Consider the following 23,672-nt stretch of genomic DNA (forward strand, 5'->3'; position numbering starts at 1 on the left):
CGGTCGCTATCGTGGAGGGATGAGCGAAGAGTCTTCGAGCGTGTCAGCGCCCGGTCCCGACAACAAGCGGCGACCGGCGACGCCGCAGGAGCTCAAGGCGATGTCTCACCCGCTGCGCGTCCGCATCCTGCGACTCTGCGGCGACAGCGAGCTCACCAACAAGCAGCTGGCCGATCGGCTGGGCGTCGACCCGGGAACGGTCTACTACCACGTCCGCCAACTCGTCGAGGCGGGTTTCCTCGAGCCGGCAGCGGTGCGCACGGGGGAGTCCGGGGCGCTGGAGAAGCCCTACCGGTCGACGGGCAAGAGCTGGTGGCTCACGGTCTCCCTCGAAGACCTCGACCTGAGCGACGGTCTCGCGCCGGTGGAGGCGTTCCAGCAGGAGCTGGCGGAGGCCGGGCCGGCGTCGGTCGCCACCTTCGCGCGGTTCTCCCTGCACCTATCGCCGGAGGACGTCGCCGAGCTGGACCGCCGCATCGTCGCCGTCCTGGACGACTTCATCGAGACCGACGCGGAGCGGGCGCACCTTCCGGCGCACGGCGGCATCTTCGTGCTGCACCGGACGGCGGCCCGGGACGGCGACGGCGCACAGACCGGCGGCTGACGTCTCGCCTCAGAGCGCCTTCGCGGCGGCGGCGAGGACCTGCGCGAGCGTGGGAACGCCCTCCGCGCGGAACACCTCGCTGCCGTCCTGGCCCGAGACGATCACGGTCGGGGTCGAGCGGATGCCGTCCTGCTCCGCGCGCTCGATGTTGCGTGCCACATCCAGCTCGGTCACCGCGATGCGTGGGGCCAGCCGGGCTGCCTCCGCGAGCACCGCCCGCGTCTGCATGCACGGCTCGCAGAAGGCGGACGTGTAGAGCGTCAGCCGCGCCCGCGACTCCTCGCGCCCGGTGACGTCGGGGGCAACGGCCGGTGTCGAATCCACACCGTCAGTGTACGTCCGGAGAAATCGCGGCGACGATCCGGCGGCACAGGGCGTCCCGACGCGCCTGCCGGGCGTCGTCCGGCCCACAATCGACCCGTGAGCCGAACGACCTACACGCGCTACGTCGCCCTCGGAGACTCGCTCACCGAGGGGCTGTGCGACAGTGCGCCCGGACAACCGGACGCCTTCCTCGGCTGGGCCGACCGGCTCGCCGGGATCCTCGACGGCGACGCCCGGCTCGCCGGCGAGTCCGTCGAGTTCGCCAACCTCGCGGTGCGCGGCCGCCGCATCGCGGACGTGGTGGATGCCCAGATCCCGCACGCGCTCCAGCTGCGACCCGACCTGGTGTCGGTGATGATCGGCGGCAACGACCTGATGAGCCCGGCCGCCGATCCGGATGCGCTCGCCTCCCGGCTGGAGACCGGCGTCAGAGAGCTGCGCCGGTCGGGGGCCACCGTGCTGCTCGCCAACATCTTCGATCCGCAGTTCGCGTTCTTCCTCAAGCCCTTCCGCGGCCGGGCCGCGGTCTTCAACGCCAACATCTGGAGCATCGCCCGGGACCAGCGGGCGGTCGTGCTCGACGTGTGGGGCGTCCGGGAGTTCCGCGACCCGGCAATGTGGGCCTCCGATCGCGTCCATCTGAGCACCCGAGGTCACCGGCTGCTCGCGGCGCAGGCCGCTCATGCCCTCGGCGTCCCGTACGCCGAGGTGAGTGGACCGGAGGCCGCGGCCGCCGGGCCTGCGGAGCCTCCGACGCCTCCCGACGAGGTGCCGCTGCGGACCTGGTTGCGGGTCTACGCCATCCCATGGGTCGCCCGGCGGCTCCGCCATGTGTCCACCGGCGACGGGCGCGGGCCGAAGCTGCCGGTGCCGCAGCGCGTGGAGCTCTCCGGCCTCTCCGTGCCGGGCGCCGTCGGAGGCCCGCACTAGACTCGCTGGTATGGCTACCTCCTCGGATCGACTGGTCTGGATCGACTGCGAGATGACCGGCCTCGACCTCGAGGTCGACGAGCTCGTCGAGATCGCAGTGGTGATCACCGACTTCGAACTCAACGTGCTCGACCCCGGGCTCAGCATCGTCATCAAGCCCGACGACTCGGCCCTCGAGCACATGGGGGAGTTCGTCCGGCAGATGCACACCACGTCCGGTCTCATCGACGAGATCCCGAACGGCAAGAGTCTCGCCGAGGCCGAGTACGAGGTGCTGGAGTACGTGCTGAAGTTCGCGCCGACCGCGCGCACCGCTCCGCTTGCAGGCAACACCATCGGCACCGACCGCATGTTCCTGGCGAAGTACATGCCGCGGCTCGACAGCCACCTGCACTACCGAAACGTCGACGTGTCCTCGATCAAGGAGCTGGCCCGGCGCTGGTTCCCCCGCATCTACTTCAACGCGCCGGAGAAGAACGGCGGCCACCGGGCGCTGGCCGACATCCTCGAGTCCATCCGCGAGCTCGACTACTACCGTGCCGCCGCCTTCGTCGCGCCTCCCGGCCCGACCACCGACGACACGCACGCGCTGGCCGCGGGTGTCGTGGAAAAATGGGCTCCCCGCATGGGCTAGAATCGTTGAGTTGCTTGCGCAGTGGTCCTTCGGGCCGGCGCACACATGGTGGGTATAGCTCAGTTGGTAGAGCGCCTGGTTGTGGTCCAGGAGGTCGCGGGTTCAAGCCCCGTTACTCACCCCACGCAGAAGGGCCGGACTCGTCGAGTCCGGCCCTTCGTGCATCCCGCCCCGCCCCCGTCGAGCCGCCCCCGTCGAGCCGCCCCCATCGAGCCGCCCACCGTCGAGTCCGCGATTTCTGCACGTTTCGGGCGCAGAAACGTGCAGAAATCGTGTAGTCGATGGTGGGGCGCACGTCGGGCGCAGGAGGTGCCCCCGGCAGGAATCGAACCTGCGACCAAGAGATTAGAAGGCTCCTGCTCTATCCGCTGAGCTACGGGGGCGACAGCTCCACGATACCGGAGCGGTACCGGGTCAGAGGGTCGCGCCGGACTTGCCCGCGCGGTTCACGATCGCGATGACGGGCCGCCGCCCGCGCAGCCCGAACCGCAGCCGCAGCTTGGCCTGACGCGCGATCAGCACGGCGACGACGGCCGCGGCCGCCGCGGGCACCAGCCCCGAGATCGCCATCGCGATGTGCGGGCCGACCTGCTCCACGATCCAGCCCATGAGCGGGCCGCCGAGCGCCTGGCCGCCGAGCAGCACGAGGATGTACAGCGAAATGACGCGTCCGCGGATCTGCACGTTCGACGACATCTGCACGAGCGAGTTCGCCGCGGTGATGAACAGGAGGTTGCCGACGCCGACGCACACCAGCAGCATCCCGAAGGCCAGCTCGCCCGGAGCGAATCCGGCCAGGGCCTGCACGACGCCGAGCGCCGCCGCCGTCCCGACCACCATCGACAGCCGCACGCTGGTGCGCCGTGTGGAGGCCAGGGCCCCGGTCAGCGCGCCGGCGGCGACAAGGGCGTTGAACATCCCGTAGCCCTGCGCCCCGACGTGGAACACATTGTTCGCGTAGGCGGCCAGGAAAACCGGCATGTTGAAGGCGAACACGGCGATCACCGCGACCATCACGACGGTCCAGAAGATGACCGGCTTGCGGCGCACGTAGCGCATCCCCTCGGTCAGCTGCCCCTTGCCGCGGGGCGCAGCGGGGGAGGCGTGCAGTTCCGACCGCTTCAGGGTCGCGACCGCGAACACCACCGCGAGGCAGGCGACGGCGTTGATCGCGAATGACCAGCCGCCTCCCACCGCGGTGATCAGGATGCCGCCCAGCGCCGGCCCGATCAGCCCGCCGAGCTGGAAGATCGACGAGTTGAGGCTGATCGCGTTGCGGAGGTACGTCGGTCCGACCAGCTCGTTGACGAACACCTGCCGGGCCGGGTTGTCGACCACGGTCACGAGCCCGAGCACGAACGAGATCGCGTAGACGTGCCAGACCTGGATCACCCCGGTGAGGGTCAGGACGGCGAGCAGCGCCGCGATCGCCGCGGCGCACGATTGGGTGACGATCAGCAGGCGCTGCTTGGAGTAGCGGTCGGTGATGACGCCGCCCCACAGCCCGAACAGCAGCATAGGCGTGAACTGCATGAACACGGTGACGCCGACGGCCGCGACGCTGCCGGAGAGCTGGAGGACCAGCCAGTCCATCGCGATCCGCTGCATCCACACCGCCGTGTTGGCGACGAGGTTGCTGGCGGCGAAACGGCGGTAGTTCGGTACGCGGAGCGAGGCGAACGTCTCGCGCCACGGCGGCCTGGTGGAGAGGACCGGCATGGGTCCGGTGGGCGGGGCCGCTGCGGTGGAGTGCGCCACGTGTGTTCTACCTCGATGTCGTCGCTGGTTCCGTATGAAGGGTCTCCTTCGACAGTACGCAGATCCGGCTATTCTTGTTCCCGATCAGGGCTATAACTCCCATTGACTTTTCGAATGGATGCGCGCGATGTTCGACCCGGTACTCCTGCAGACCTTCCTCGCCGTCGCCGACACGCGCAGCTTCACCCGCGCCGCCGCCCGGCTGGGCATCAGCCAGCCGACGGTGAGCCAGCACATCCGCAAGCTGGAGCTGGCCGCCAAGCGGCAGCTGATCGCGCGGGACACCCGGGAGGTGCGGCTGACGGACAACGGCGACGCCATGGCGGGTTTCGCCCGGACGATCCTGGCCGCCCTCGCCGAGGCGGACAGCTACTTCAGCGGCTCCGCCATGCGGGGGCGGCTGCGGTTCGGCGCGGCCGACGACCTCGCGATCACGACGTTGCCGCGCATCCTGCGGCACTTCCGCCAGCAGAACCCGCAGATCAATCTGGAGCTGACCGTCGACCAGTCGGGTCCGCTGCACCGGAAGCTGAAGGCCGGTCACCTCGACCTGATCTTCATCAAGCAGACGCCGGGCACCACGGAGGGCACGGTCGTCGCGACCGACGAACTGGTCTGGATGGGTCAGGAGAAGACCATCCTGGACCCTGACGGCCCGGTGCCGCTCATCTCGTACCAGGGGCCCAGCCTGAGCCGCCAGGTCGCCATCGATGCACTGGAGTCCGCCGGCCGCTCCTGGCGGATCACCTGCAACACCCGGGAGGTCAACGGAGTGCTCGCCGCCGTGCGCGCCGGCATCGGGGTCGCCGTCTTCCCGCGGTCGCTCATCCCGGCGGACCTGATCAAGGTCACCAACCGGTTCGGCCTTCCCGAGCTCGGCCATGTCGATTTCACGCTGCTCTCGAACCCGTCCGCGGCGCGGGAGCCGGTGGAGGCGCTCACCACGGCCATCCTGGCCCGGGCGGTCAGCCGGGTGGCCTGAGCGCGGACCCCGCCGGGCCGCTCATCCCTCCACAGGGATGGCATCCGGGTCTGCGGGCCGGATCCCGCCGTCCGCAGACCTCCGTCGCAGCAGCAGCGCGACGAGCGGGAAGATCAGCACCGAGAGCATGCCCGCCCCGACCAGGGCCGTCGCCGTCCCGCTCGCCAGGTCGTGGTCCGCGACGCCGATGGCGGTGACGGCGACGATGATCGGCAGGCCGGTCGCGCCGAACAGCGTCAGCGCGGCCCGGTCGCGCCCCGTCGAGCCCGGCGGCGCGACGAATGACCCGGGCACGCCGCGCACGAGGAGGAGCAGCACGAGGAAGATCGGCAGCAGGATCAGCGCGCGCGGGTCGCTCACCAGGGTCTTCAGATCGAAGCCGACTCCCGTGTTGATGAAGAACACCGGGACGAGCACGCCGAAGGCCACCGCCTCCAGCTTGCTCTCGATGTGGCGGGTGTCGGCGGGGGAGGCGCCCGCGAGCAGGATGCGGCAGAGCACGCCGGCGGCGAATGCGCCGAGCAGCATGTCTAGCCCTAGGACGATGCTGAGCCCGACCAGTGCTGCGATGACGAGCACGACCAGCCGGACGGCGAACTGGCCGCTGGTGTGGAGCGTCGCCGACACCAGGTCCTGCAGCCGGCCATGAGTGCCGCGGGACGCGAACCAGATCGCCCCGCCGGCGATGAGCACGAATCCGATCAGGACCAGTGCCGCGGCCAGCGGCTTCCGTCCGCTGAGGAACAGCGAGATGGCGATCAGCGGACCGAACTCGCCGACCGCGCCGACGGCGGTGACGGCCCGGCCGAACGGTGTGCGCAGCTCGCCCGCATCCCGGAGCACCGGCATCAGCGTGCCGAGCGCTGTGGAGGTGAGCGCGATCCCGATGTAGACACCGGTGATGAGCTGGCCGGCGATCAGGGAGGCGAGGAGGATGCCCACGGCGAGCGAGATCAGCCAGGTCAGCGACGCGCGTCGCAGCGGGCGGCCCGCGATCGCGCCGAAGTCGATCTCGTTCCCCGCCATGAAGAACAGGAAGGCGAGGCCGAAGTTCGAGACCGCCTGCAGGGCGTCCGTCTCGTGCACCCACCCGAGCACGCTGGGGCCGGCGACCAGCCCGAGCACGATCTCGAACACGACGAGCGGGATCTTGACGACCCGTCCGACCACCGCGGCCAGCAGGGCTGCGGCGACACCGAGCAGCGGGACGAGCACGACGGTGGAGACGGCGGGGTCCATGCGCGCATGCTAGCGACGTGGCCGGGGGTCGCGGCAGTCCGCTTCTCGCCGTTCACACGGACGAAATCCAGCGGGGCTATCGTGGCGTCATGCGTGAACTCCAGGCGAAGATCATCGAGGACCTGCACGTCCGTCCCGAGGTGGACCCGGCCGAGGAGGTCGAGCGCCGCGTCGGCTTCCTGGCGGACTATCTGAAGACGACCGGAGCCAAGGGCTTCGTGCTCGGGATCAGCGGCGGGCAGGATTCGTCCCTCGCGGGAAGGCTGTCCCAGCTCGCGGTCGAGCGGCTCGCTGCGGAAGGGACGGAGGCCGACTTCGTCGCCGTCCGCCTGCCCTATGCGGTTCAGCACGACGAGGACGACGCCCAGCTGGCGCTCTCCTTCATCCGGCCGAAGAGCTCGGTCGTGTTCAACATCCAGCGCGGTACCGACGGCGTCCAGGACGAGTACGCCGATGCGCTCCCTGAGGCGATGTCGGACTTCGTCAAGGGCAACGTGAAAGCGCGCATCCGCATGGTCGCGCAGTACGCGATCGCCGGGCAGCGGGGGCTCCTCGTCGTCGGCACCGACCACGCCGCCGAGGCGGTCACCGGGTTCTTCACGAAGTACGGCGACGGTGGGACGGACGTCCTCCCGCTCAGCGGGCTGACCAAGCGGCAGGGCAAACAGCTCCTCCAGTACCTGGAGGCGCCCGCTCGGCTGTACGAGAAGGCGCCGACCGCCGATCTGCTCGACGCGAATCCCGGGCAGACCGACGAGGACAACCTCGGGCTCAGCTACAACGACATCGACGACTTCCTGGAGGGGAAGGACGTGCCGGACGAGGTGGCCGAGGCGCTCGAGACGCGCTACCGGTCGACCGAGCACAAACGGCAGCCCCCGGCGAGCATGTTCGACGGCTGGTGGGCGGAGACCACCTACACCCGCTGAGTAGCGAGCAGGAACGACGAAGGGCGCCGGCGTGAAGCCGGCGCCCTTCGTGATTCGGGTGGAGTGCTGTGCCGTCGGGCAGGTCAGTGCCTGGACAGGCTGGCCGAGGCGCCTAGACCGGCTGCCCGAGGCGCGAGGTCGGCGAGGTGTCCGCGGACGCGTTCGCCTCTGCGGCGGCTGCGACGAACGGGTTGGCGGCGGTCTGCTCCTGGTCGCGCTGTGCGGCGGGCGCCGGCTGCGCGGCCGGAGTCTCCGCTCCGGTCGCTCCCACAGCTCCCGTCGCAGGCGCGGCGTACTGCTCGTGGTGCTGCTGCGCCACCCACGCGTCCTGCTGGGCGAGCAGGGAGCGCTCGCTGTCGGTGTTCTCGAAGCGCCAGCGCTCGAGGTCGCTCTGGAAGATCTTCCTGGCCCGGCGCGGGTTGTTCTGCCACTCGATGAGACGGTCGCGGAATTCGGCGATCGCCGGGTCCAGCTGGTAGCCGAAGGTGGCGGAGGCCCGCTTCATCTCGGCGAGCTGGTGTCCCGCCCACGTTGCGGCAAGGCCGGAATTCTTGATCGGGAGCAGGCGGACCATGATGTCGGCCTGCCCCACCGCCCGGTCGGACAGGATCTGCTCGGCCGGCGAGAGCGAGTTCCAGACGGACGCCTCGGTGGCCGCATCGACCAGCGCGGCGATCGCTGAGGCCTTCTGCTGGCGGTCGGTACGGGAGAGGAGGCCCTTGAGGGCGCCCCGGGCGATCCAGGCGGCGATCAGGCCGGAGAGGATCACGGCGACCGCGAGGACCACCGCATTGAAGATCGCCGGGCCTGCGGCCGGCGATGTGAACCAATCGACGAAGTCATTCCACCACTGCATGCCGTGATGGTAACGGCGGACCCCCGGTCGCCCCGGGAGCCCGCCCGTCGTGTCGCCAACCCGGGCATCCGTGCACCCGTCCGCCGACGTGCACCCGGGCACGTCGGCGCGGCAGAATGGGACGGACGGAACGAAAGGGGACCTTCATGCAGACCTTCGTGGTGGCAGGCGGATGCTTCTGGTGCCTGGATGCGGTGTACCGCGTCCTGCGCGGAGTGGAGGATGTGGTGTCCGGCTACACCGGCGGAACGGTGGTCGACCCGTCGTACGAGGATGTCTGCACCGGCCGCACCGGTCATGCCGAGGCGGTCGCGGTCACCTTCGACCCGGAGGTCGTCCCGCCGAGCGTGATCCTCGACGTGTTCTTCACCCTGCACGACCCGCGCCAGGTGAACCGGCAGGGCAACGACATCGGAACCCAGTACCGTTCGGCGATGTTCTCCGACGGGGAGCACCAGCGCGAGCTGTTCGAGGCGGCCCGCGACCGCGCGTCCGAGTACTGGGACGGCGGGATCGTCACCACGATCGAACCGCTCGGCCCGTTCTACCGCGCAGAGGATTACCACCAGGACTTCTTCGCCAAGAACCCGGGCCAGGGCTACTGCCTCGCCGTCGCGCTGCCCAAGGTGAACAAGATCCGCGCCTCGTACGCGGAGTACGTCGCGGCCTGACCCGTCCCCAGAACTTCCGACGAAGCGGTTCTCCACAGATCCGGCCTCCCGCCCCTGCGCGGGTTGCGGCCCCGCGAGAGTGGTCGTGCGGCCGCCGCAGGGGCGGCCCCGCCGAAAGGGGAGACCATGTCAGATACCGTCGCCGTGCGAGGCTTCGTCGCCACCGAACCGCGCCACCTCGTCACCGAGGCCGGCTTGCCGATCACCAGCTTCCGGCTCGTCACGACGCATCGCCGCTACAACCGTCAGGCGTCGACGTGGGAAGACGGCGGAAGCAACTGGTACACCGTCAGCGCCTTCCGGCGGCTCGCACTGAGCACCGCCGAGTGCGTCGCCAAGGGCGACCCCGTCCTGGTCTCGGGCCGGCTCTGCCTGCGGGAGTGGGCGGGTGAGAAGCAGGGGATGACGGTCGAGATCGAGGCGGAGTCGATCGGGCACGACCTGACCTGGGGCCGGTCGCAGTTCACCCGGTCGGCGGGTGGCGAGACGGGGGAGGAGGCGGTGACCGCTTCTCAGGGAACCACAGCGGCGTCCCCCTAAGATGCGGGATATGACGCCTCCCGTGGTCCGCCGGACCGGATCTCTCGCGGTGCCCGCCACGATGCTCGCTGCTGCAGCAGCGGTCGCGCTGGCGCTCACGGGATGCACGGGCGCTCCGGCGCCGACGGCCTCGGCCACGGTCGTCGCCTCTCCGACTCCTGCTCCCACGAGCACGACGCCGGCGGCGATCGCGCTCGTGCCCGGCGGCACGGCCACGCAGAATCTGCCGTACTTCGACCAGGTGAACCACGCGACCCTCGCGAAGAACCCGAATGCGCAGGGGCGCGACTTCATCGACGGGCTCGTCGCCGCCGGATTCACGAAGAGCGACATGCAGCTGACCGTCGACACGACCACCATCGGCCTCAAGGCGAACAGCATCCAGTTCTCGGTGCGCATGGGCGACACCTGCCTGATCGGGCAGAACGGCGCCGACGCCGGCGGGTACTGGAGCGAGGCGACGCCGGTGCTGTCGACGGGCAACTGCCTGATCGGGCAGACGCGCCCCATCGACTGGTGATCCCCGCGGGGTGATCCGACCGGGCGATCCGACCGGGTGATCCTGCCCGCGTGACCCCGCGACCCGCCCGAGAGAAGGCGTAAGCCCGGTATCCTCGTATACGGCAGTCAGCCGACGACAGGGAGTTTGAGAAGAAGAGTGGCCGAATACATTTACTCGATGGTGCGGGCCCGCAAGGCGGTCGGCGACAAGGTGATCCTCGACGACGTGACGATGGCGTTCCTGCCGGGAGCGAAGATCGGCGTCGTCGGACCCAACGGCGCCGGAAAGTCCACCATCCTGAAGATCATGGCAGGCCTCGACACGCCCTCCAACGGCGACGCCAAGCTCTCCCCAGGCTACAGCGTCGGCATCCTCATGCAGGAGCCGCAGTTGAACGAGAGCAAGACCGTCCTCGAGAACGTCCAGGAGGGCGTCGGTGAGATCAAGGAGAAGGTCGACCGGTTCAACGAGATCTCCGGCCTGCTCGCCGAGCCGGACGCCGACTTCGACACGCTGCTCGCCGAGATGGGAACCCTCCAGGAGCAGATCGACGCGGCCGACGCGTGGGACCTCGACTCCCAGCTGGAGCAGGCGATGGACGCGCTCCGCTGCCCGCCAGGGGACTGGCCGGTCAACACCCTCTCCGGAGGTGAGAAGCGCCGCGTGGCCCTGTGCCGCCTGCTGCTGCAGAAGCCGGACCTCCTGCTCCTCGACGAGCCCACCAACCACCTCGACGCCGAGAGCGTGCTCTGGCTCGAGCAGCACCTGGCCAAGTACCACGGCGCCGTGCTCGCCGTCACCCACGACCGGTACTTCCTCGACCACGTGGCCGAGTGGATCGCCGAGGTCGACCGCGGACACCTGTACCCGTACGAGGGCAACTACTCGACGTACCTCGAGAAGAAACGCGAGCGGCTCGAGGTCCAGGGCAAGAAGGACGCCAAGCTGGCGAAGCGCCTGTCCGAGGAGCTCGACTGGGTGCGGAGCAACGCAAAGGGCCGTCAGGCCAAGTCGAAGGCCCGACTCGCCCGGTACGAGGAGATGGCGGCCGAGGCGGAGCGCACCAGGAAGCTCGACTTCGAAGAGATCCAGATCCCGCCGGGGCCGCGCCTCGGCCAGGTCGTGATCGACGCGAAGAACCTCGAGAAGGGCTTCGACGACCGCCGGCTCATCGACGGCCTCACCTTCACCTTGCCGCGCAACGGCATCGTCGGAGTGATCGGCCCGAACGGCGTCGGCAAGACGACGCTGTTCAAGACCATCGTCGGCCTCGAACCGCTCGACGGCGGCGACCTGAAGGTCGGCGAGACGGTCAAGATCTCGTACGTCGACCAGACCCGCGGCGGCATCGACCCGAACAAGAACGTCTGGGAGGTCGTGTCCGACGGGCTCGACTACATCCAGGTCGGCAAGACCGAGGTTCCGTCGCGGGCCTACGTCTCCACCTTCGGGTTCAAGGGACCGGACCAGCAGAAGAAGTCGGGCGTCCTCTCCGGTGGTGAGCGCAACCGCCTCAACCTGGCGCTGACGCTCAAGCAGGGCGGCAACCTGCTGCTCCTCGACGAGCCGACCAACGACCTCGACGTCGAGACCCTCTCCAGCCTGGAGAACGCGCTGCTCGAGTTCCCCGGATGCGCCGTGGTCATCACCCACGACCGGTGGTTCCTCGACCGGATCGCGACCCACATCCTCGCCTACGAGGGCAGCGAGGAGGACCCCGCGAACTGGTACTGGTTCGAGGGCAACTTCGAGGCGTACGAGGAGAACAAGGTGGAGCGCCTCGGCCCGGACGCAGCCAAGCCGCACAGCTCGACCTACCGCAAGCTCACGCGCGACTGAACGGGACACCCGCCATGCGACTGCACGTACCGATCAAGCTCCGCTGGAGCGACCTCGACGCGTACGGTCACGTCAACAACGCCGAGATGCTGCGCCTCCTCGAAGAGGCACGCATCGAGGCGTTCTGGGTGACCGACGACAGCGCCGGCGACACAGGCGGCGACGCCGTGCAGGGGAGCGGCCAAGCGGTCGGCGCGTCGACCGCAGTCCTCGACGGACGCCCAGGGGCGGACACGCTCACGCTGATCGCGCGGCAGGAGATCGAGTACCTCGCGCCCATCCCGTACCTCCGGCAGCCGCTCGACGTGCAGCTCTGGCTCGGCAGGCTCGGCGGAGCCAGCCTGGAGGTCTGCTACGAGGTGTGGTCACCGGAGGGCACCGATCCCCGCACGCTGTTCTCGCGGGCGGCGACCACGATCGTGCTCGTCGACGCGACCAGCCAGCGACCGCGCCGCATCAACGAGCGCGAGCGGGACGCCTGGACCCCGTACCTCGACGAGCCGGTCGCATTCGCCAAACGCAACTGACCGGCGGCGCGGTCCCAGTCGCTGCTGCGGCGCGGGGCCGCGCCATCAGGGCGTCGGGGCGGGGGTCGTCGGCAGGGGCGTCGGGCTGAACGAGTTCTCCCAGATCGCCCGCGAGCCCGCCTCGCCGATCAGCACGACCTCCACGACGGTCCCCACCGCGAGCACCAGCGCCGCAACGGTCAGCACGACGATCGCCACCCGGCGCACCACGGTGGAGGGGCGCCGCGGCGACCCCGGACGGTCGAAGAAGGAGAACCACGCCCACTGCAGCACGGTGAACGCGAACAGCACGATCACCCACGGCAGCAGGGTCCGTCCGAGCGCGGCGTGCTGCAGGATCAGCGGCGTCGACGGGACCCGCGCCTGCAGCCACTCCCCGGCGGACGTGACGACCGGCACCAGCACCAGGTCCGCCAGCGCCAGCAGCGGCACGACGATCCCGAGACGGCGCCGCGCTGCCGGCCACACCGGTACCAGCAGTGCGGCGACCGCCGTGAGCGGCACCAGCACGACCACGAAGTGGACGAGCAGGACGTGCAGCGGTAATCCGTTGACCTCCACGTCGGGCCCTATCCCGTCACGGTCACGGAGTCGCCCGAGACCTGGGCGTTCAGCTTCGGGAGCGGGTCGCGCGCCGGCCCGTCCAGCACGTCGCCGGTGGTGCCGTCGAAGCGCGAACCGTGGCACGGGCAGTCGAACTCCTTGCCCTGCGGCGCCACCGTGCAGCCCTGATGCGTGCACACCGCGCTGAAGGCGACGACCTTCCCCGCGCTCGGCTGCGACACCACGATCGGCTTGCCCGCGAGCGTGGCCGAAACGGCGCCGCCCACCGGGATGGACGCCAGCGACACCTGCGTCGTCCCTGAGCCGCCGGAGCCTCCCGAGCCTCCTGAGCCTCCCGAGCCTCCGGACCCTTCCGCGCCGGACCCCGAACCATCCGCACCCCCCGGGGTGCAGGCGGCGAGCAGCAGTGCGCCGGCGGACACCCCGCCGATCGATACGAGGGTGCGGCGGGTGAGCGGTGCGTGGTCGTTCATGCGGGTTCCTCCCGTTCGGCGGTTTCGTCTCTTACGGTATTCACGAGACGATGCGGAGATCGGTTCAACCGTGGCGTGTGAACCTTTCCGTCGGCTGCATCGTGTACAGGGCGGAGGTGACCATGCCGGAGGAGGACTCCCGCCTGCTGCGCGAGCTGCACGACCAGCACGCGCAGGCCGTCTGGCGGTACGTCGTGCACCTCACCGGCGACCGCGCCATGGCCGACGACATCGTGCAGGAGACGCTGCTGCGCGCCTGGCGCAAGCCGAACGTCCTCGACCAGTCCCAGCAGTCCGCGCGGACCTGGCTGTTCACGGTGGCGCGCAACCTGGTCATCGACGGGCGCCGCAGCGCCCACTACCGGCACGAGTTCGGCACGGACACGCTCCCCGAACGGCCGACCTCCGACGACGACGCCGCCGACGCGGTCCTCGACGCCTGGCTGGTGTCGGATGCGCTGGCCGAGCTGTCGGTCGAGCACCGCGCCGTGATCGTCCACTCGTACTACGGTGGACGGTCTGTGGCCGAGATCGCCCGCGAGCTCGACATCCCCGAGGGCACGGTCAAGTCGCGCCTCCATTACGGTCTGCGCGCGCTGCGGCTCGCGCTGCAGGAGAGAGGGGTGACCTCGGCATGACGACGCACGACGAATTCGCGACCTGGGACGCCGCCTACGTCCTGGGCTCCCTGAGCCCGACCGAGCGCCGGGAGTTCGAGGCGCACCTCCGCGAGTGCGAGCGCTGCTCGGAGTCTGTCGCCGAACTCGCCGGGATGCCCGGACTCCTCAGCCAGGTGCCGCGGGAGGAGGCGTTCGCGCTGCTCGACGCGGACGGGCCCGCCGCCACCGGCGAGACGGAGGCGACCGGCGCGACCGCTGCGACCGCCGCGGCGGACCACGCCGGCGGCCCCGGCCCGGATGTGCTGCCCGCCCTGCTGCACCACGCCCGCCGCCGTCGCGTTCGCGCCCGGTGGCTGATCGGGGGCCTCTCAGCGGTCGCGGCCGCTCTGCTCATCGGTGTGGCGGCGTTCGCGCTGCCCGGCGTGCTGAGCCCTCCGGCCTCCCCGCAGGCGGTCGTGGTCATGCAGCAGGTCGAACCGAGCCCGCTCACGGCCGACCTGAAACTGACAGAGGAGCCGTGGGGCACGCGCATCGAGTCCGCTTGCCGCTACGCGCGTGTCGGAGCCGCCGACGGGGGGCGCAGCTGGGAGTACGCGATGGTCGTCACCGACCGGTCGGGTACGCAGCACACGATCTCGACCTGGACGGCCGACGAGGGCACGACCGCGACACCGGTCGCGACGACCAGCATCCCGCTCAAGGACATCGCCGCGGTCGACATCCGCGCAGCCGGCGACGGGACGGTCCTGCTCCGCAGCAGCTTCGGCTGAGGTCAGTCTTCGCGCGGGAGGCGGATGGTGGCCTCCTGCGCGACGCTCGCCACCAGGCGTCCATCGCGGGTGAAGATGCGTCCCTGGGACAGCCCACGGCCTCCGCTCGCCGTGGGGGACTCCTGCACGTAGAGCAGCCACTCGTCCACGCGAGCAGGCCGGTGCCACCACATCGCGTGGTCGAGGCTGGCCGCCTTGAGGCCGGGCGTCGCCCACGCGATCCCGTGGCGGCGCATCACCGACTCCATGATCGTGTAGTCGCTGGCGTAAGCGAGGGCGGCGCGGTGCAGGCCCGGGTCGTCGGGCATCTCGCCGATGGTGCGGAACCACACCGCCTGCTGCGCGACGCGCTCGCCCTCCACCGCGAGGTAGATGGGCGAGGTCACGTGGCGCATGTCGAATGGCCGCTGGCTGGCCCAATACTGCGCCACGGGATTGCGGACGTCCTCGAGCGTGGACGCCGTCGAGGGCAGCTCCTCGGGCTCCGGCAGTCCGTCCGGCATGGCGTCCTGGTGTTCGACGCCCTCGTCCTCCGTCTGGTACGACGCGATCATCGACAGGATGGGCAGGCCGTTCTGGTACGCCTGGGTGCGCCGCGTCGAGAACGAGCGGCCGTCATGGATGCGGTCCACCGAGAACGTGATCGGAAGGTTCACGTCGCCCGGCCGCAGGAAGTAGCCGTGCATCGAATGGATGCTGCGGTCGTCCTCCACGGTCCGCGTGGCGGCGACGATGGACTGCGCGAGCACCTGTCCGCCGAAGACTCGGCCCAGCGGCATCCACTGCGACGGACCGGTGAAGATGTCCTCACTGGTGCGGGCGCCGGTGTCGGTGAGATCGAGCGCGGTCAGTAGGGAAGCCAGGGGCTCGGTCACAGTGCCTCCAAGTCGGTGGTCTGTTGGTAGTTTAGACACCCGATGAACCAGTCGTTTTCCCTGATGGATGCCCTCGCCGTCGCCGACCTGCAGACGTATCTGTCGCGGGCGGCCCGTGTCGAGGAAGGTTCCGTGCGCCTGATCGCCGGGTCCGGGGTGCTCGCCGTCTACACGGCGATCCTGTACCCGCGAGGCCTGCTGGACGAGACCCCCACCGTGCTGGGCCTGCGGACGTTCGCGATCGCCGGCGACGTCGAGTTCGACGCCGTCGTGCCGATCCGCTCGCTGCTCGACCGCGTCGCGCGGGTGCACGAGAGTGCGCAGGCGCGCGAGGCCGAGGGCGAGACTCCGGAGGGGCCGATCGAGATCCGGCTGCCGCTGGAGGTCTCCACCGTGACGTGGGCCGGCATCTCGCCGCCCCGGGGAGGCTGGCGCAAGGTCGACGAGACCGACGCGGCCCGGCTGGAGTCGGCGGCCCGCACGGGCATCGCGGAGGTCGCGGAGGCCGTGCCGACCGGCACGGGGGAGCAGCTGGTCCAGCGCGTGCGCGCCGAGGTCTGGGGCCGCCCGATCGACGGCCTGGAGTACATTCCCGCCGGCGCCGGCTTCGCCGCAGAGAGCCTGGGCTTCCTCGGCGACGACGACCCGGTCACCATCCACGAGACGGGCCCGTGGACCCGCCTCACGACCCGCCGCGGCCACACCCTCGTCCGCCGCGCCTCCTGGTCCCTCCGCCGCTGACCCCCGCGCCGCACCGCCCACCGTCGAGTCCACACTTTTTGCACGCCGCTGCGGCGTGTCGCGTGCAGAAAGTGTGTACTCGACGGGGGGCGGTTCGGCGAGGGGGTCAGGCGCGGGCGGCGGCGCGGCCGGCCTGGCGGCCGGAGAAGAGGCAGCCGCCGAGGAACGTGCCCTCCAGGGCGCGGTAGCCGTGCATCCCGCCGCCGCCGAAGCCGCTCGCCTCGCCGACCGCGTAGAGGCCCGGGACGACGGTGCCGTCCGCGTTCAGCACACGGCCGTCGAGGTCGGTCTCGATCCCGCCGAGGCTCTTCCGGGTGAGGATGTGCAGCTTCACCGCGATGAGCGGTCCGGCCGACGGGTCGAGCAGCTTGTGCGGCGACGCGACGCGGATGAGCCGGTCACCCCGGTACTTCCTGGCCGACCGCACCGCAGCGAGCTGGAGGTCCTTCCCGAACTCGTTGTCGAGCTGCCGGTCGCGCTCGTGCACGTGCCGGGCGACCAGCTCCGTGTCGAGCGGGACGTCCGCGATGCGCTGCATCCCGGCGAGAAGCTCGTCCAGCGTGTCGGCGACGACGAAGTCGGCCCCGTTCCGTTTGAACGCCTCCACCGGCCCGGGCGCTCCCGGCGCGACCCGCTTGGCGAGCAGCCGGACGTCCTTGCCGGTCAGGTCGGGGTTCTGCTCGCTCCCGGAGAGCGCGAACTCCTTCTCGATGATCTTCTGCGTCAGCACGAACCAGCTGTAGTCGGAGCCCGTCTTCCGCAGGTGCTCCAGCGTCCCGAGGGTGTCGAAGCCGGGGAACAGCGGTGACGGCAGCCGGTCGCCGTGCGCGTCCAGCCAGAGCGACGACGGCCCGGGGAGGATGCGGATGCCGTGCCGCTCCCAGACCGGGTCCCAGTTCTGGATGCCCTCGGTGTAGTGCCACATCCGATCGCCGTTGATGAGGTGCGCGCCCGCGGCCTCGGCGATGCCGAGCATCCGTCCGTCGACGTGGGCGGGCACGCCGGACAGCATGTGCGCGGGCGGCTCTCCGAGCCGGGACGGCCAGGCCCCGCGAACGAGGTCGTGGTTGCCGCCGATCCCGCCCGAGGCGACGATGACGACCGGCGCCCGTAGCTCGAACTCGCCCGCGACGTCGCGGTTGCTGGGAGCACCGCGCTCGGCGGGGTCCGGTGAGAGCACGGCGCCGCGGACACCGACCACGCGGCCGCCTTCGACGATCAGCTCGTCCACCCGGTGACGGTTGCGGATGCTCGCGCGCCCGGTGGCCGCGGCCGACTGCACCCGGCGTGCGAACGGCTCGACGACCCCCGGCCCGGTGCCCCACGTGATGTGGAACCGAGGCACGGAGTTGCCGTGCCCGCCGGCCTCGCCGCTTCCGCGCTCCGCCCATCCGACGACGGGGAAGAAGCGGACGCCCTTCTCACGCAGCCAGGCGCGCTTCTCGCCGGCCGCGAACTGGAGGTACGCCTCGGCCCACTGCCGCGGCCAATGGTCCTCCGCGCGGTCGAATCCCGCCGTGCCGAACCAGTCGTCCCGGGCGAGCGCGAGCGAGTCGCGGACACCCATCCTGCGCTGCTCGGGCGAGTCGATCAGGAACAGCCCGCCGAACGACCACCACGCCTGCCCGCCGAAGGAGGCCGACGGCTCCTGCTCGACGATGGTGACGCGGCGTCCCGCATCCAGAAGTTCGGAGGCGGCGACCAGCCCCGAGAGGCCCGCGCCGACGACGATCGCGTCGGGTTCAGCTGTCATCCGTGTCTCCTTCGGCACCGGAATCGCCCGTCGTCCCCAGGGCGGCGGAGGGCTACTCCTCGAATGTGTTGACCATAGCGAACGCCGCGCGCTCCAGGTAACTCCAGAGGGTCTCCTCGTGCAGCGGGGCCAGTCGGAGCTCGTCGACGGCGACCCGCATGTGCGCCAGCCAGCGGTCGCGGGCGTCCGGGTTCACTTTAAACGGGTTGTGGCGCATCCGCAGCCGGGGGTGCCCGCGCTGCTGGCTGTACGTCGTCGGGCCGCCCCAGTACTGCTCCAGGAAGAGCACCAGGCGCTCCTTCGCCGGCCCGAGGTCCTCCTCCGGGTACATCGGGCGCAGCACAGGGTCGTCGGCGACGCCGCGGTAGAACGCGTCCACCAGGCGGACGAACGTGTCGTGACCGCCGACCTCGTCGTAGAACGACTTCTGCGGCCCGGTGGGGATCAGCGGGAGGCTCATGCCGGGTCTCCGTCCGGTTTCGGCGTGTGCGGCGGCTTCGGCGCCGACGACTGCGTCGGCTGCGGCGGCGTCGTCGGCGTGATGCGGATGGCACCCGGGTCCTGAATACGGGTGCGCCCCGCTGCCTGCCGCTTCGCCGCCGCGCGCGCCTTCCGGCCCGTCGCGGGAGGTTCCGGCGTGACCGTCGAGGTCGGACGGGTCCGCGGCGGCTTCGCCCCCTGGACGCTCGCCGCGCTGTCGAACCCGCTGAGCACGACCGCCGAGAGCGAGGGCAGCTTGACCTGCATCTCGTCGAGCGCCTGCTTCAGCCGGAGGCGCAGCTCCCGCGAAACATCGTCGCGTGCGGTCGTACGGGTCTTCAGCACGATGCGGATGACCATGGCGTCGGCCGAGATCGACTCCAGTCCCCACAGCTCCGGCTTCTCGAGGATGCGGGAGCGCCACTTCGTGCTGGTGGCCAGCGCATTCGCCGTCTCCAGCATCTTCGCCTGCACGGCCTCCATGTCGGCGTCGTACGGCACCGCCAGGTCGATGATGACACGGGCCCAGCCCTGCGACATGTTGCCGACGCGGAGGATCTCGCCGTTGCGGACGAACCACAGCGTGCCGTTGACGTCGCGCACCTGGGTGACGCGGATGCCGACCGCCTCGACGACGCCGGTCGCGGGGCCGAGGTCGACCACGTCGCCGACGCCCAGCTGGTCCTCCATCACCATGAAGAGCCCGTTGAGCACGTCTTTCACGATGTTCTGCGCGCCGAAACCGAGGCCGGCGCCGAGGGCGGCCGTGAGCAGGGCGAAGGATCCGAGCACGTTCGGCACGAACACGTTCAGGATGAGGATGAGCGCGATGATGCCGATCGTCACGTGGACGATGTTGGTCAGCACCGAGCCGAGGGTGCGTGTGCGCTGCACGAGGCGGACGGCCGCGAGGGGCGAGGCGACGAGCGCCTGCGTGTCGCTGACGTTCTGACCCTTCTTCACGCCGCTGACGATGCGCGCGACCACGTTGCGGATCACGACGCGCAGGATCCAGGCGAGCAGGAACGCGCCGCCGATGATGCACGCGGCGTTGACCAGGTTCCAGCCCGCCTCCGCGGCCCACGACCCGAGTTCGGTCCAGAAGGTTGCTTTCAGGATCTCCATACCGTTCCGAGCCTAGCGAGCCGCGCCTTGGCGGTCGCTGGGCCCGGCGGGCGGTTCACCGTTCGAGCAGCCCGTGCTCGTAGGCGAAGATCACGGCGTGCACCCGGTCGCGGAGCTGCAGTTTGGCGAGGACCCGCCCGACGTGCGTCTTCACCGTCGACTCGGTCAGGAAGAAGCGCGCGCCGATCTCGCCGTTGCTCAGCCCCTGGCCCATCGCGACAAGGATCTCGCGCTCCCGCGGCGTCAGCCCGGCGACCGGGTCATGCCCGCCCGGCCCCGGCGCGCCGCCGGACGGCAGCCGGTCGGCGAACAGCTCCAGCATCGCGCGGGTGACGCGTCCGGAGACGGCGGCGTCGCCCGCGGCTACACTGCGGACGGCGGAGGTCAGCTCCTCCGGCCGCGCATCCTTCAGCAGGAAGCCGCTCGCGCCGGCGCGCAGGCCGCCGAAGGCGTACTCGTCGAGGTCGAAGGTGGTCAGCACGATGATCCGGGAGGCGGGGTCGGCCTCCACGATACGGCGGGTGGCCTCGATGCCGTCGAGCACGGGCATCCGCACGTCCATCAGCACCACGTCGGGTCGCAGCTCGCCGGCCAGCCGGACCGCTTCTGCGCCATCGGCCGCCTCGCCGATGACGACGAGGTCGGGCTCCGCCTCGAGCACCATGCGGAAGCCGAGCCGGACGAGCTGCTGGTCGTCGACGAGCAGGATGCGGATGCGGCCGTCGGTCACGGGTTCTCCTTCGTGGGCGCAACGGATGGGGTGGCGGAGGTGGATGCGGTGGCCGCGGTGGATGCGGTGGATGGGGTGGATGCAGTGGGTGCGATCGGCGCGAACACGGCGCGCACCCGCCACCCGCCTCCGAGGCGCGGCCCGGCCTCCAGCTTGCCTCCGTACAGTCCGACGCGCTCGCGCAGCCCGAGGAGCCCACGGCCAGAGCCCTGCCTCGCCGGCCCATGCATGGTCGCGTCGTCGTCGATGGTGAGGATGACGTTCCCCGGCTGGAAGACGATGACGACGCGCACTGCGGTGGAGGTCGCGGCGTAGCGGAGGGCGTTCGTGAGTCCCTCCTGGACGATCCGGTAGATCGTGAGCTGCTGCCCGGCATCCTCCGGCGGGGTGCCCGACACGGTGATGCGCACCGGGAGCCCGGCGGACCGGAACGTCTCGACCAGGGCCGCCAGGTCGGAGACCCCGGGCTGCGGGACCCGCGCCGCGCCTCCTCCCAGCGCTTCCTCGCCGTCGCGCAGCACGCCGAGCAGCCGCCGCATGTCGCCGAGCGCGCTTCGCCCGGTCTCGGCGACGAGCCGCATCGTCTCCGCCGCACGGGTGGGTGCGCTCTCGGCGAGCCGGGCGGATCCGTCGGCGAGCGTGATCATCACGGTGAGGCTGTGCGACACGATGTCGTGCAGTTCGCCGGCGATGCGGCTGCGCTCGGCGGCGGCCACGATATCGGCCTGCTGGTCGCGCTCCCGGGCCAGCTGCCTCGCCCGGTCGATGAGCGCGGCGAGGTAGCGCCTCCGGTTGCCGACGTTGCTGCCGATGAGCACGGCCACCACCGAGAACGACAGGACGATGATGCCGGACGGGATCGCCGCCGTCTGCAGCTGGGTGAAGACCTTCGCCTGTGCGAGCAGCACCTCGGTCGTGAGCATGGTGACGGTCACAGTTGCCGTGACGGCGAAGGCGATCCACGCGGAGCGGATGGAGCGGTAGACCGCAAGCGCGTACAGCGCGAACAGGGTGGGCGCGACATCCACATCGCGCCCGAGGAAGACGCTCGCACCGAGCACCACGGTCGCGGCGGCGAACACCACCGCCGGCCGCTGCCTCCGGGCCAGCAGGGCCACGCCCGCCGCGGCGGACAGCACGAGGAGGACGATCGTCTGGACGCTCGGCCGCTCCGTGAACTCGATGAGCGAACCGACGACGGCGGGCACCAGGTAGACCGCGGAGACGAAGATGTCGAGCGCGAGGGGGTGCGCCAGCAGGAAGCGACGGATCACCCCGGGCGGACTCGGCAGTTCGAGTCCGCCCGGGGCGTCGGTCGTGGTCGCGCCGGTCCCGATCGGCTCGGCGGGCGCGGGGGAAGCGGTCACGTGGCGGGTCAGGCGTCCCTGCGCTGCAGGAGCACCGCGCCGACGACGAACGCCACGACGGCCCATGCCAGGGCGGTGACGACGTTCGCCCACGGTTCGAGCGTCCCGTTGGCGATACCCGCCATCCCGGAGCCCGCGTTGCTGATCAGGTAGTGCTGTGCATCGGTGACCCACTGGGTGCGGGTGAGGCTGCCGACCAGGCTCGCGATGATCGGAAGCACCAGGAGAACGCCCAGTGCCCCCGCGACGCCGCCGGCGGTCGACTTCAGGATGGCGCCGACGCCGAGCGCGAAGACGGCGACGAGGCCCAGATAGAGCGCGGCGCCCAGGATCGCCCAGAGCGTGTCGATCGAGAACAGGTCCCCGGTGTAGCCCTTGGCCTTCAGGATCGGCACCGCGACGCCCCACGAAGCGGCCGAGCTGACGAGGCCGACCACGAAGGCGACGACGAACAGTACCAAGGTCTTCGCGGCGAACACCGGGAACCGGCGGGGCACGGCGGTGAACGACGAACGGATCATCCCGGTCGAGAACTCGCCGCTGATCACGAGCACGCCGAGTACGGCGATGACGAGCGACGCGAACGTGAGCCCGGCGGTCGCTGCGGTCTGCGCGAAGTTCGCGGCCTGCGCCTCCACGGCCGCCTGGCGCGCGCCCTGCACCTGTCCGATCAGTGTCGACTTGTCCGGGATGGCGAAGGAGACGAGGGAGGCGATGCCCACCACGAGCACGACGGCGCTGATCAGCGACCAGAACGTCGATCGGAGAGTGCGGAGCTTGATCCACTCCGAGCGCACGACGCGCGCGAAGTTGAGGTGCCCGAGCGAGGAGTGCGGGTGCGTCTGCGGTGTGGCGGTTGCGGTGCTCATCGGCTGACCTCCGTGCGGTACTCGACGTCGTCCTGGGTGAGCTCGAGGTAGGCCTCCTCGAGCGATGCGCTGATCGGCGTCAGCTCGTGCAGCACGATGCCGTCGCGTGCGGCGGTCTCGCCGATCTGCGCGGCGGTGAGGCCGGTGATCTCGAGCAGCTGGGCCTCGACGCCGGTGACGGCGACGTCGGCTCCTGCCACTGCCCGAGCGAGCTGCTCGGGCTGCGGGGTGCGCACGCGGACCGCGTGGCGCGTCGCTCCGGCGAGGATGGTGTCGACCGGTGCGTCCGCGAGCACACGGCCGCGGCCGAGGACCACGATGTGGTCGGCGGTCTGGGCCATCTCGCTCATCAGGTGCGACGAGAGGAACACGGTGCGACCCTGTCCGGCGAGGTGGCGCGCGAACTGCCGCACCCAGAGCACGCCCTCCGGGTCGAGACCGTTGACCGGCTCGTCCAGGATGAGGGTCGCCGGGTCGCCCAGCATGGCCGCGGCGATGCCGAGCCGCTGGCCCATTCCGAGCGAGAAGCCGCCGACGCGCTTGGACGCCACGGACTCCAGACCCGTCATGCCGATGACCTCGTGCACGCGGGACTTCGGGATGCCGTGGGTGGCCGCCAGGGCCAGCAGGTGGTTGTAGGCGGAGCGTCCGGTGTGGATGGCCTTGGCGTCGAGCAGGGCTCCAACCTCCGTGAGGGGGGAGCGGAACTCGGAGTAGCGCTTGCCGTTGATGAGGGCGGTGCCGCCGCTCGGCCGGTCGAGTCCCATGATCATCCGCATGGTCGTGGACTTCCCTGCGCCGTTCGGGCCGAGGAAGCCGGTGACCTTGCCCGGCTGGATGGTCACGGTGATGTCGTCGACGGCGGTCTTCGCGCCGAAGCGTTTCGTGAGGTGATCGAGTTGGATCATGCCTCCGAGACTAGGGGGCGTTGGCGCGCAGCAACATCCACCCGCGGTACCACGACGGGCGC

At 70.5% G+C, this 23,672-nt stretch carries 27 protein-coding genes and 2 tRNA genes; 14 read left to right on the top strand and 15 right to left on the bottom strand.

Features of this window, described 5'->3' with window-relative positions; all coding sequences use genetic code 11:
- The first annotated feature begins 19 nt into the window (after positions 1-19).
- Positions 20-604: an ArsR/SmtB family transcription factor gene (locus tag SB754_RS06390; RefSeq protein WP_410781508.1), complete on the top strand. Its 585-nt coding sequence runs from the start codon at positions 20-22 to the stop codon at positions 602-604.
- 9 nt (positions 605-613) lie between these two features.
- On the opposite strand, the gene SB754_RS06395 is transcribed toward SB754_RS06390, so the two are convergent.
- The gene (locus SB754_RS06395) at positions 614-928 is read right to left on the bottom strand and encodes a thioredoxin family protein (protein WP_410781509.1); all 315 of its coding nucleotides are present in this window, start codon (positions 926-928) and stop codon (positions 614-616) included.
- Positions 929-1,024: 96 nt separating this feature from the next.
- Between SB754_RS06395 and SB754_RS06400 the strand changes: the two genes are divergently transcribed.
- The 3 genes from SB754_RS06400 (at position 1,025) to SB754_RS06410 (ending at position 2,616) form a co-directional block, all read left to right on the top strand.
- On the top strand, positions 1,025-1,858 hold the full coding sequence (locus SB754_RS06400; RefSeq protein WP_410781510.1) for an SGNH/GDSL hydrolase family protein: 834 nt from the start codon (positions 1,025-1,027) through the stop codon (positions 1,856-1,858).
- A 10-nt stretch (positions 1,859-1,868) separates the two neighbouring features.
- Positions 1,869-2,492, top strand: a complete 624-nt coding sequence (orn, locus tag SB754_RS06405) for an oligoribonuclease (protein WP_410781511.1) — start codon at positions 1,869-1,871, stop codon at positions 2,490-2,492.
- 48 nt (positions 2,493-2,540) lie between these two features.
- Positions 2,541-2,616 (top strand) — tRNA-His (locus tag SB754_RS06410).
- Between the two features lie 186 nt (positions 2,617-2,802).
- Here SB754_RS06410 and SB754_RS06415 read toward each other — a convergent pair.
- Both SB754_RS06415 and SB754_RS06420 read right to left on the bottom strand, forming a co-directional pair.
- Positions 2,803-2,875: transfer RNA gene (locus SB754_RS06415), tRNA-Arg, on the bottom strand.
- A gap of 31 nt (positions 2,876-2,906) precedes the next feature.
- Positions 2,907-4,211 carry an MFS transporter gene (locus SB754_RS06420; RefSeq protein WP_410783274.1) on the bottom strand — a complete coding sequence of 435 codons (1,305 nt, stop codon included), beginning with the start codon at positions 4,209-4,211 and terminating at the stop codon, positions 2,907-2,909.
- A gap of 166 nt (positions 4,212-4,377) precedes the next feature.
- Here SB754_RS06420 and SB754_RS06425 point away from each other — a divergent pair, with 166 nt between their 5' ends.
- Positions 4,378-5,232: a LysR substrate-binding domain-containing protein gene (locus SB754_RS06425; protein WP_410781512.1), complete on the top strand. Its 855-nt coding sequence runs from the start codon at positions 4,378-4,380 to the stop codon at positions 5,230-5,232.
- A gap of 21 nt (positions 5,233-5,253) precedes the next feature.
- On the opposite strand, the gene SB754_RS06430 is transcribed toward SB754_RS06425, so the two are convergent.
- Positions 5,254-6,471, bottom strand: a complete 1,218-nt coding sequence (locus SB754_RS06430; RefSeq protein WP_410781513.1) for a cation:proton antiporter — start codon at positions 6,469-6,471, stop codon at positions 5,254-5,256.
- 89 nt (positions 6,472-6,560) lie between these two features.
- Here SB754_RS06430 and nadE point away from each other — a divergent pair, with 89 nt between their 5' ends.
- Complete coding sequence (gene nadE / locus SB754_RS06435; protein ID WP_410781514.1) at positions 6,561-7,400, top strand: ammonia-dependent NAD(+) synthetase; 840 nt, start codon at positions 6,561-6,563, stop codon at positions 7,398-7,400.
- Between the two features lie 112 nt (positions 7,401-7,512).
- Here the strand turns inward: nadE and SB754_RS06440 are convergent, their stop codons facing one another.
- Entirely contained in the window at positions 7,513-8,256 is a 744-nt protein-coding gene (locus tag SB754_RS06440; RefSeq protein ID WP_410781515.1) for a hypothetical protein, read from the bottom strand.
- Between the two features lie 146 nt (positions 8,257-8,402).
- On the opposite strand from SB754_RS06440, the gene msrA reads away from it, so the two are divergent.
- The 5 genes from msrA (at position 8,403) to SB754_RS06465 (ending at position 12,335) form a co-directional block, all read left to right on the top strand.
- Positions 8,403-8,927, top strand: a complete 525-nt coding sequence (gene msrA, locus SB754_RS06445; protein WP_410781516.1) for a peptide-methionine (S)-S-oxide reductase MsrA — start codon at positions 8,403-8,405, stop codon at positions 8,925-8,927.
- 126 nt (positions 8,928-9,053) lie between these two features.
- A complete protein-coding gene (locus SB754_RS06450; RefSeq protein WP_410781517.1) occupies positions 9,054-9,467 on the top strand; it encodes a single-stranded DNA-binding protein in 414 nt (137 codons plus the stop codon).
- Positions 9,468-9,477: 10 nt separating this feature from the next.
- Positions 9,478-9,987: a DUF6993 domain-containing protein gene (locus SB754_RS06455; RefSeq protein ID WP_410781518.1), complete on the top strand. Its 510-nt coding sequence runs from the start codon at positions 9,478-9,480 to the stop codon at positions 9,985-9,987.
- A 138-nt stretch (positions 9,988-10,125) separates the two neighbouring features.
- Positions 10,126-11,808: an energy-dependent translational throttle protein EttA gene (gene ettA / locus SB754_RS06460; protein WP_410781519.1), complete on the top strand. Its 1,683-nt coding sequence runs from the start codon at positions 10,126-10,128 to the stop codon at positions 11,806-11,808.
- A gap of 14 nt (positions 11,809-11,822) precedes the next feature.
- On the top strand, positions 11,823-12,335 hold the full coding sequence (locus SB754_RS06465) for an acyl-CoA thioesterase (RefSeq protein ID WP_410781520.1): 513 nt from the start codon (positions 11,823-11,825) through the stop codon (positions 12,333-12,335).
- A gap of 45 nt (positions 12,336-12,380) precedes the next feature.
- Here SB754_RS06465 and SB754_RS06470 read toward each other — a convergent pair whose 3' ends face one another.
- Positions 12,381-12,896 carry a hypothetical protein gene (locus SB754_RS06470; RefSeq protein ID WP_410781521.1) on the bottom strand — a complete coding sequence of 172 codons (516 nt, stop codon included), beginning with the start codon at positions 12,894-12,896 and terminating at the stop codon, positions 12,381-12,383.
- A gap of 8 nt (positions 12,897-12,904) precedes the next feature.
- Positions 12,905-13,372, bottom strand: a complete 468-nt coding sequence (locus tag SB754_RS06475; protein ID WP_410781522.1) for a ubiquinol-cytochrome c reductase iron-sulfur subunit — start codon at positions 13,370-13,372, stop codon at positions 12,905-12,907.
- A 122-nt stretch (positions 13,373-13,494) separates the two neighbouring features.
- Here SB754_RS06475 and SB754_RS06480 point away from each other — a divergent pair, with 122 nt between their 5' ends.
- Together SB754_RS06480 and SB754_RS06485 are read left to right on the top strand one after the other, a co-directional pair.
- Positions 13,495-14,010: a sigma-70 family RNA polymerase sigma factor gene (locus SB754_RS06480; RefSeq protein WP_410783275.1), complete on the top strand. Its 516-nt coding sequence runs from the start codon at positions 13,495-13,497 to the stop codon at positions 14,008-14,010.
- Positions 14,007-14,762, top strand: coding sequence for an anti-sigma factor family protein (locus SB754_RS06485; RefSeq protein WP_410781523.1), 756 nt, complete (start codon positions 14,007-14,009; stop codon positions 14,760-14,762). Before SB754_RS06480 ends, SB754_RS06485 begins: the two co-directional genes overlap by 4 nt.
- A gap of 2 nt (positions 14,763-14,764) precedes the next feature.
- On the opposite strand, the gene SB754_RS06490 is transcribed toward SB754_RS06485, so the two are convergent.
- Positions 14,765-15,637 (bottom strand): acyl-CoA thioesterase, encoded by an 873-nt coding sequence (locus tag SB754_RS06490; RefSeq protein ID WP_410781524.1) that lies wholly within the window; start codon positions 15,635-15,637, stop codon positions 14,765-14,767.
- Between the two features lie 42 nt (positions 15,638-15,679).
- Between SB754_RS06490 and SB754_RS06495 the strand changes: the two genes are divergently transcribed.
- Entirely contained in the window at positions 15,680-16,378 is a 699-nt protein-coding gene (locus SB754_RS06495; protein ID WP_410781525.1) for a hypothetical protein, read from the top strand.
- 106 nt (positions 16,379-16,484) lie between these two features.
- On the opposite strand, the gene SB754_RS06500 is transcribed toward SB754_RS06495, so the two are convergent.
- Genes SB754_RS06500 through SB754_RS06530 form a run of 7 tightly spaced genes read right to left on the bottom strand, consistent with a single transcriptional unit; the run spans position 16,485 to position 23,610 of the window.
- Positions 16,485-18,131: an FAD-binding dehydrogenase gene (locus SB754_RS06500; protein ID WP_410781526.1), complete on the bottom strand. Its 1,647-nt coding sequence runs from the start codon at positions 18,129-18,131 to the stop codon at positions 16,485-16,487.
- A 52-nt stretch (positions 18,132-18,183) separates the two neighbouring features.
- Positions 18,184-18,591 (bottom strand): globin, encoded by a 408-nt coding sequence (locus SB754_RS06505; RefSeq protein WP_410781527.1) that lies wholly within the window; start codon positions 18,589-18,591, stop codon positions 18,184-18,186.
- Positions 18,588-19,736, bottom strand: coding sequence for a mechanosensitive ion channel family protein (locus SB754_RS06510; protein WP_410781528.1), 1,149 nt, complete (start codon positions 19,734-19,736; stop codon positions 18,588-18,590). The genes SB754_RS06505 and SB754_RS06510 overlap by 4 nt, the downstream gene beginning before the upstream one ends.
- Before the next feature lie 55 nt (positions 19,737-19,791).
- Complete coding sequence (locus SB754_RS06515) at positions 19,792-20,466, bottom strand: response regulator (RefSeq protein WP_410781529.1); 675 nt, start codon at positions 20,464-20,466, stop codon at positions 19,792-19,794.
- Positions 20,463-21,833 carry a sensor histidine kinase gene (locus tag SB754_RS06520; RefSeq protein ID WP_410781530.1) on the bottom strand — a complete coding sequence of 457 codons (1,371 nt, stop codon included), beginning with the start codon at positions 21,831-21,833 and terminating at the stop codon, positions 20,463-20,465. The genes SB754_RS06515 and SB754_RS06520 overlap by 4 nt, the downstream gene beginning before the upstream one ends.
- An 8-nt stretch (positions 21,834-21,841) precedes the next feature.
- Positions 21,842-22,702, bottom strand: a complete 861-nt coding sequence (locus SB754_RS06525) for an ABC transporter permease subunit (protein ID WP_410781531.1) — start codon at positions 22,700-22,702, stop codon at positions 21,842-21,844.
- Positions 22,699-23,610 carry an ATP-binding cassette domain-containing protein gene (locus tag SB754_RS06530; protein ID WP_410781532.1) on the bottom strand — a complete coding sequence of 304 codons (912 nt, stop codon included), beginning with the start codon at positions 23,608-23,610 and terminating at the stop codon, positions 22,699-22,701. Before SB754_RS06530 ends, SB754_RS06525 begins: the two co-directional genes overlap by 4 nt.
- Positions 23,611-23,672: the final 62 nt, after the last annotated feature.

Source organism: Leifsonia sp. SIMBA_070, from assembly GCF_046534635.1.
GTDB lineage: Bacteria > Actinomycetota > Actinomycetes > Actinomycetales > Microbacteriaceae > Leifsonia.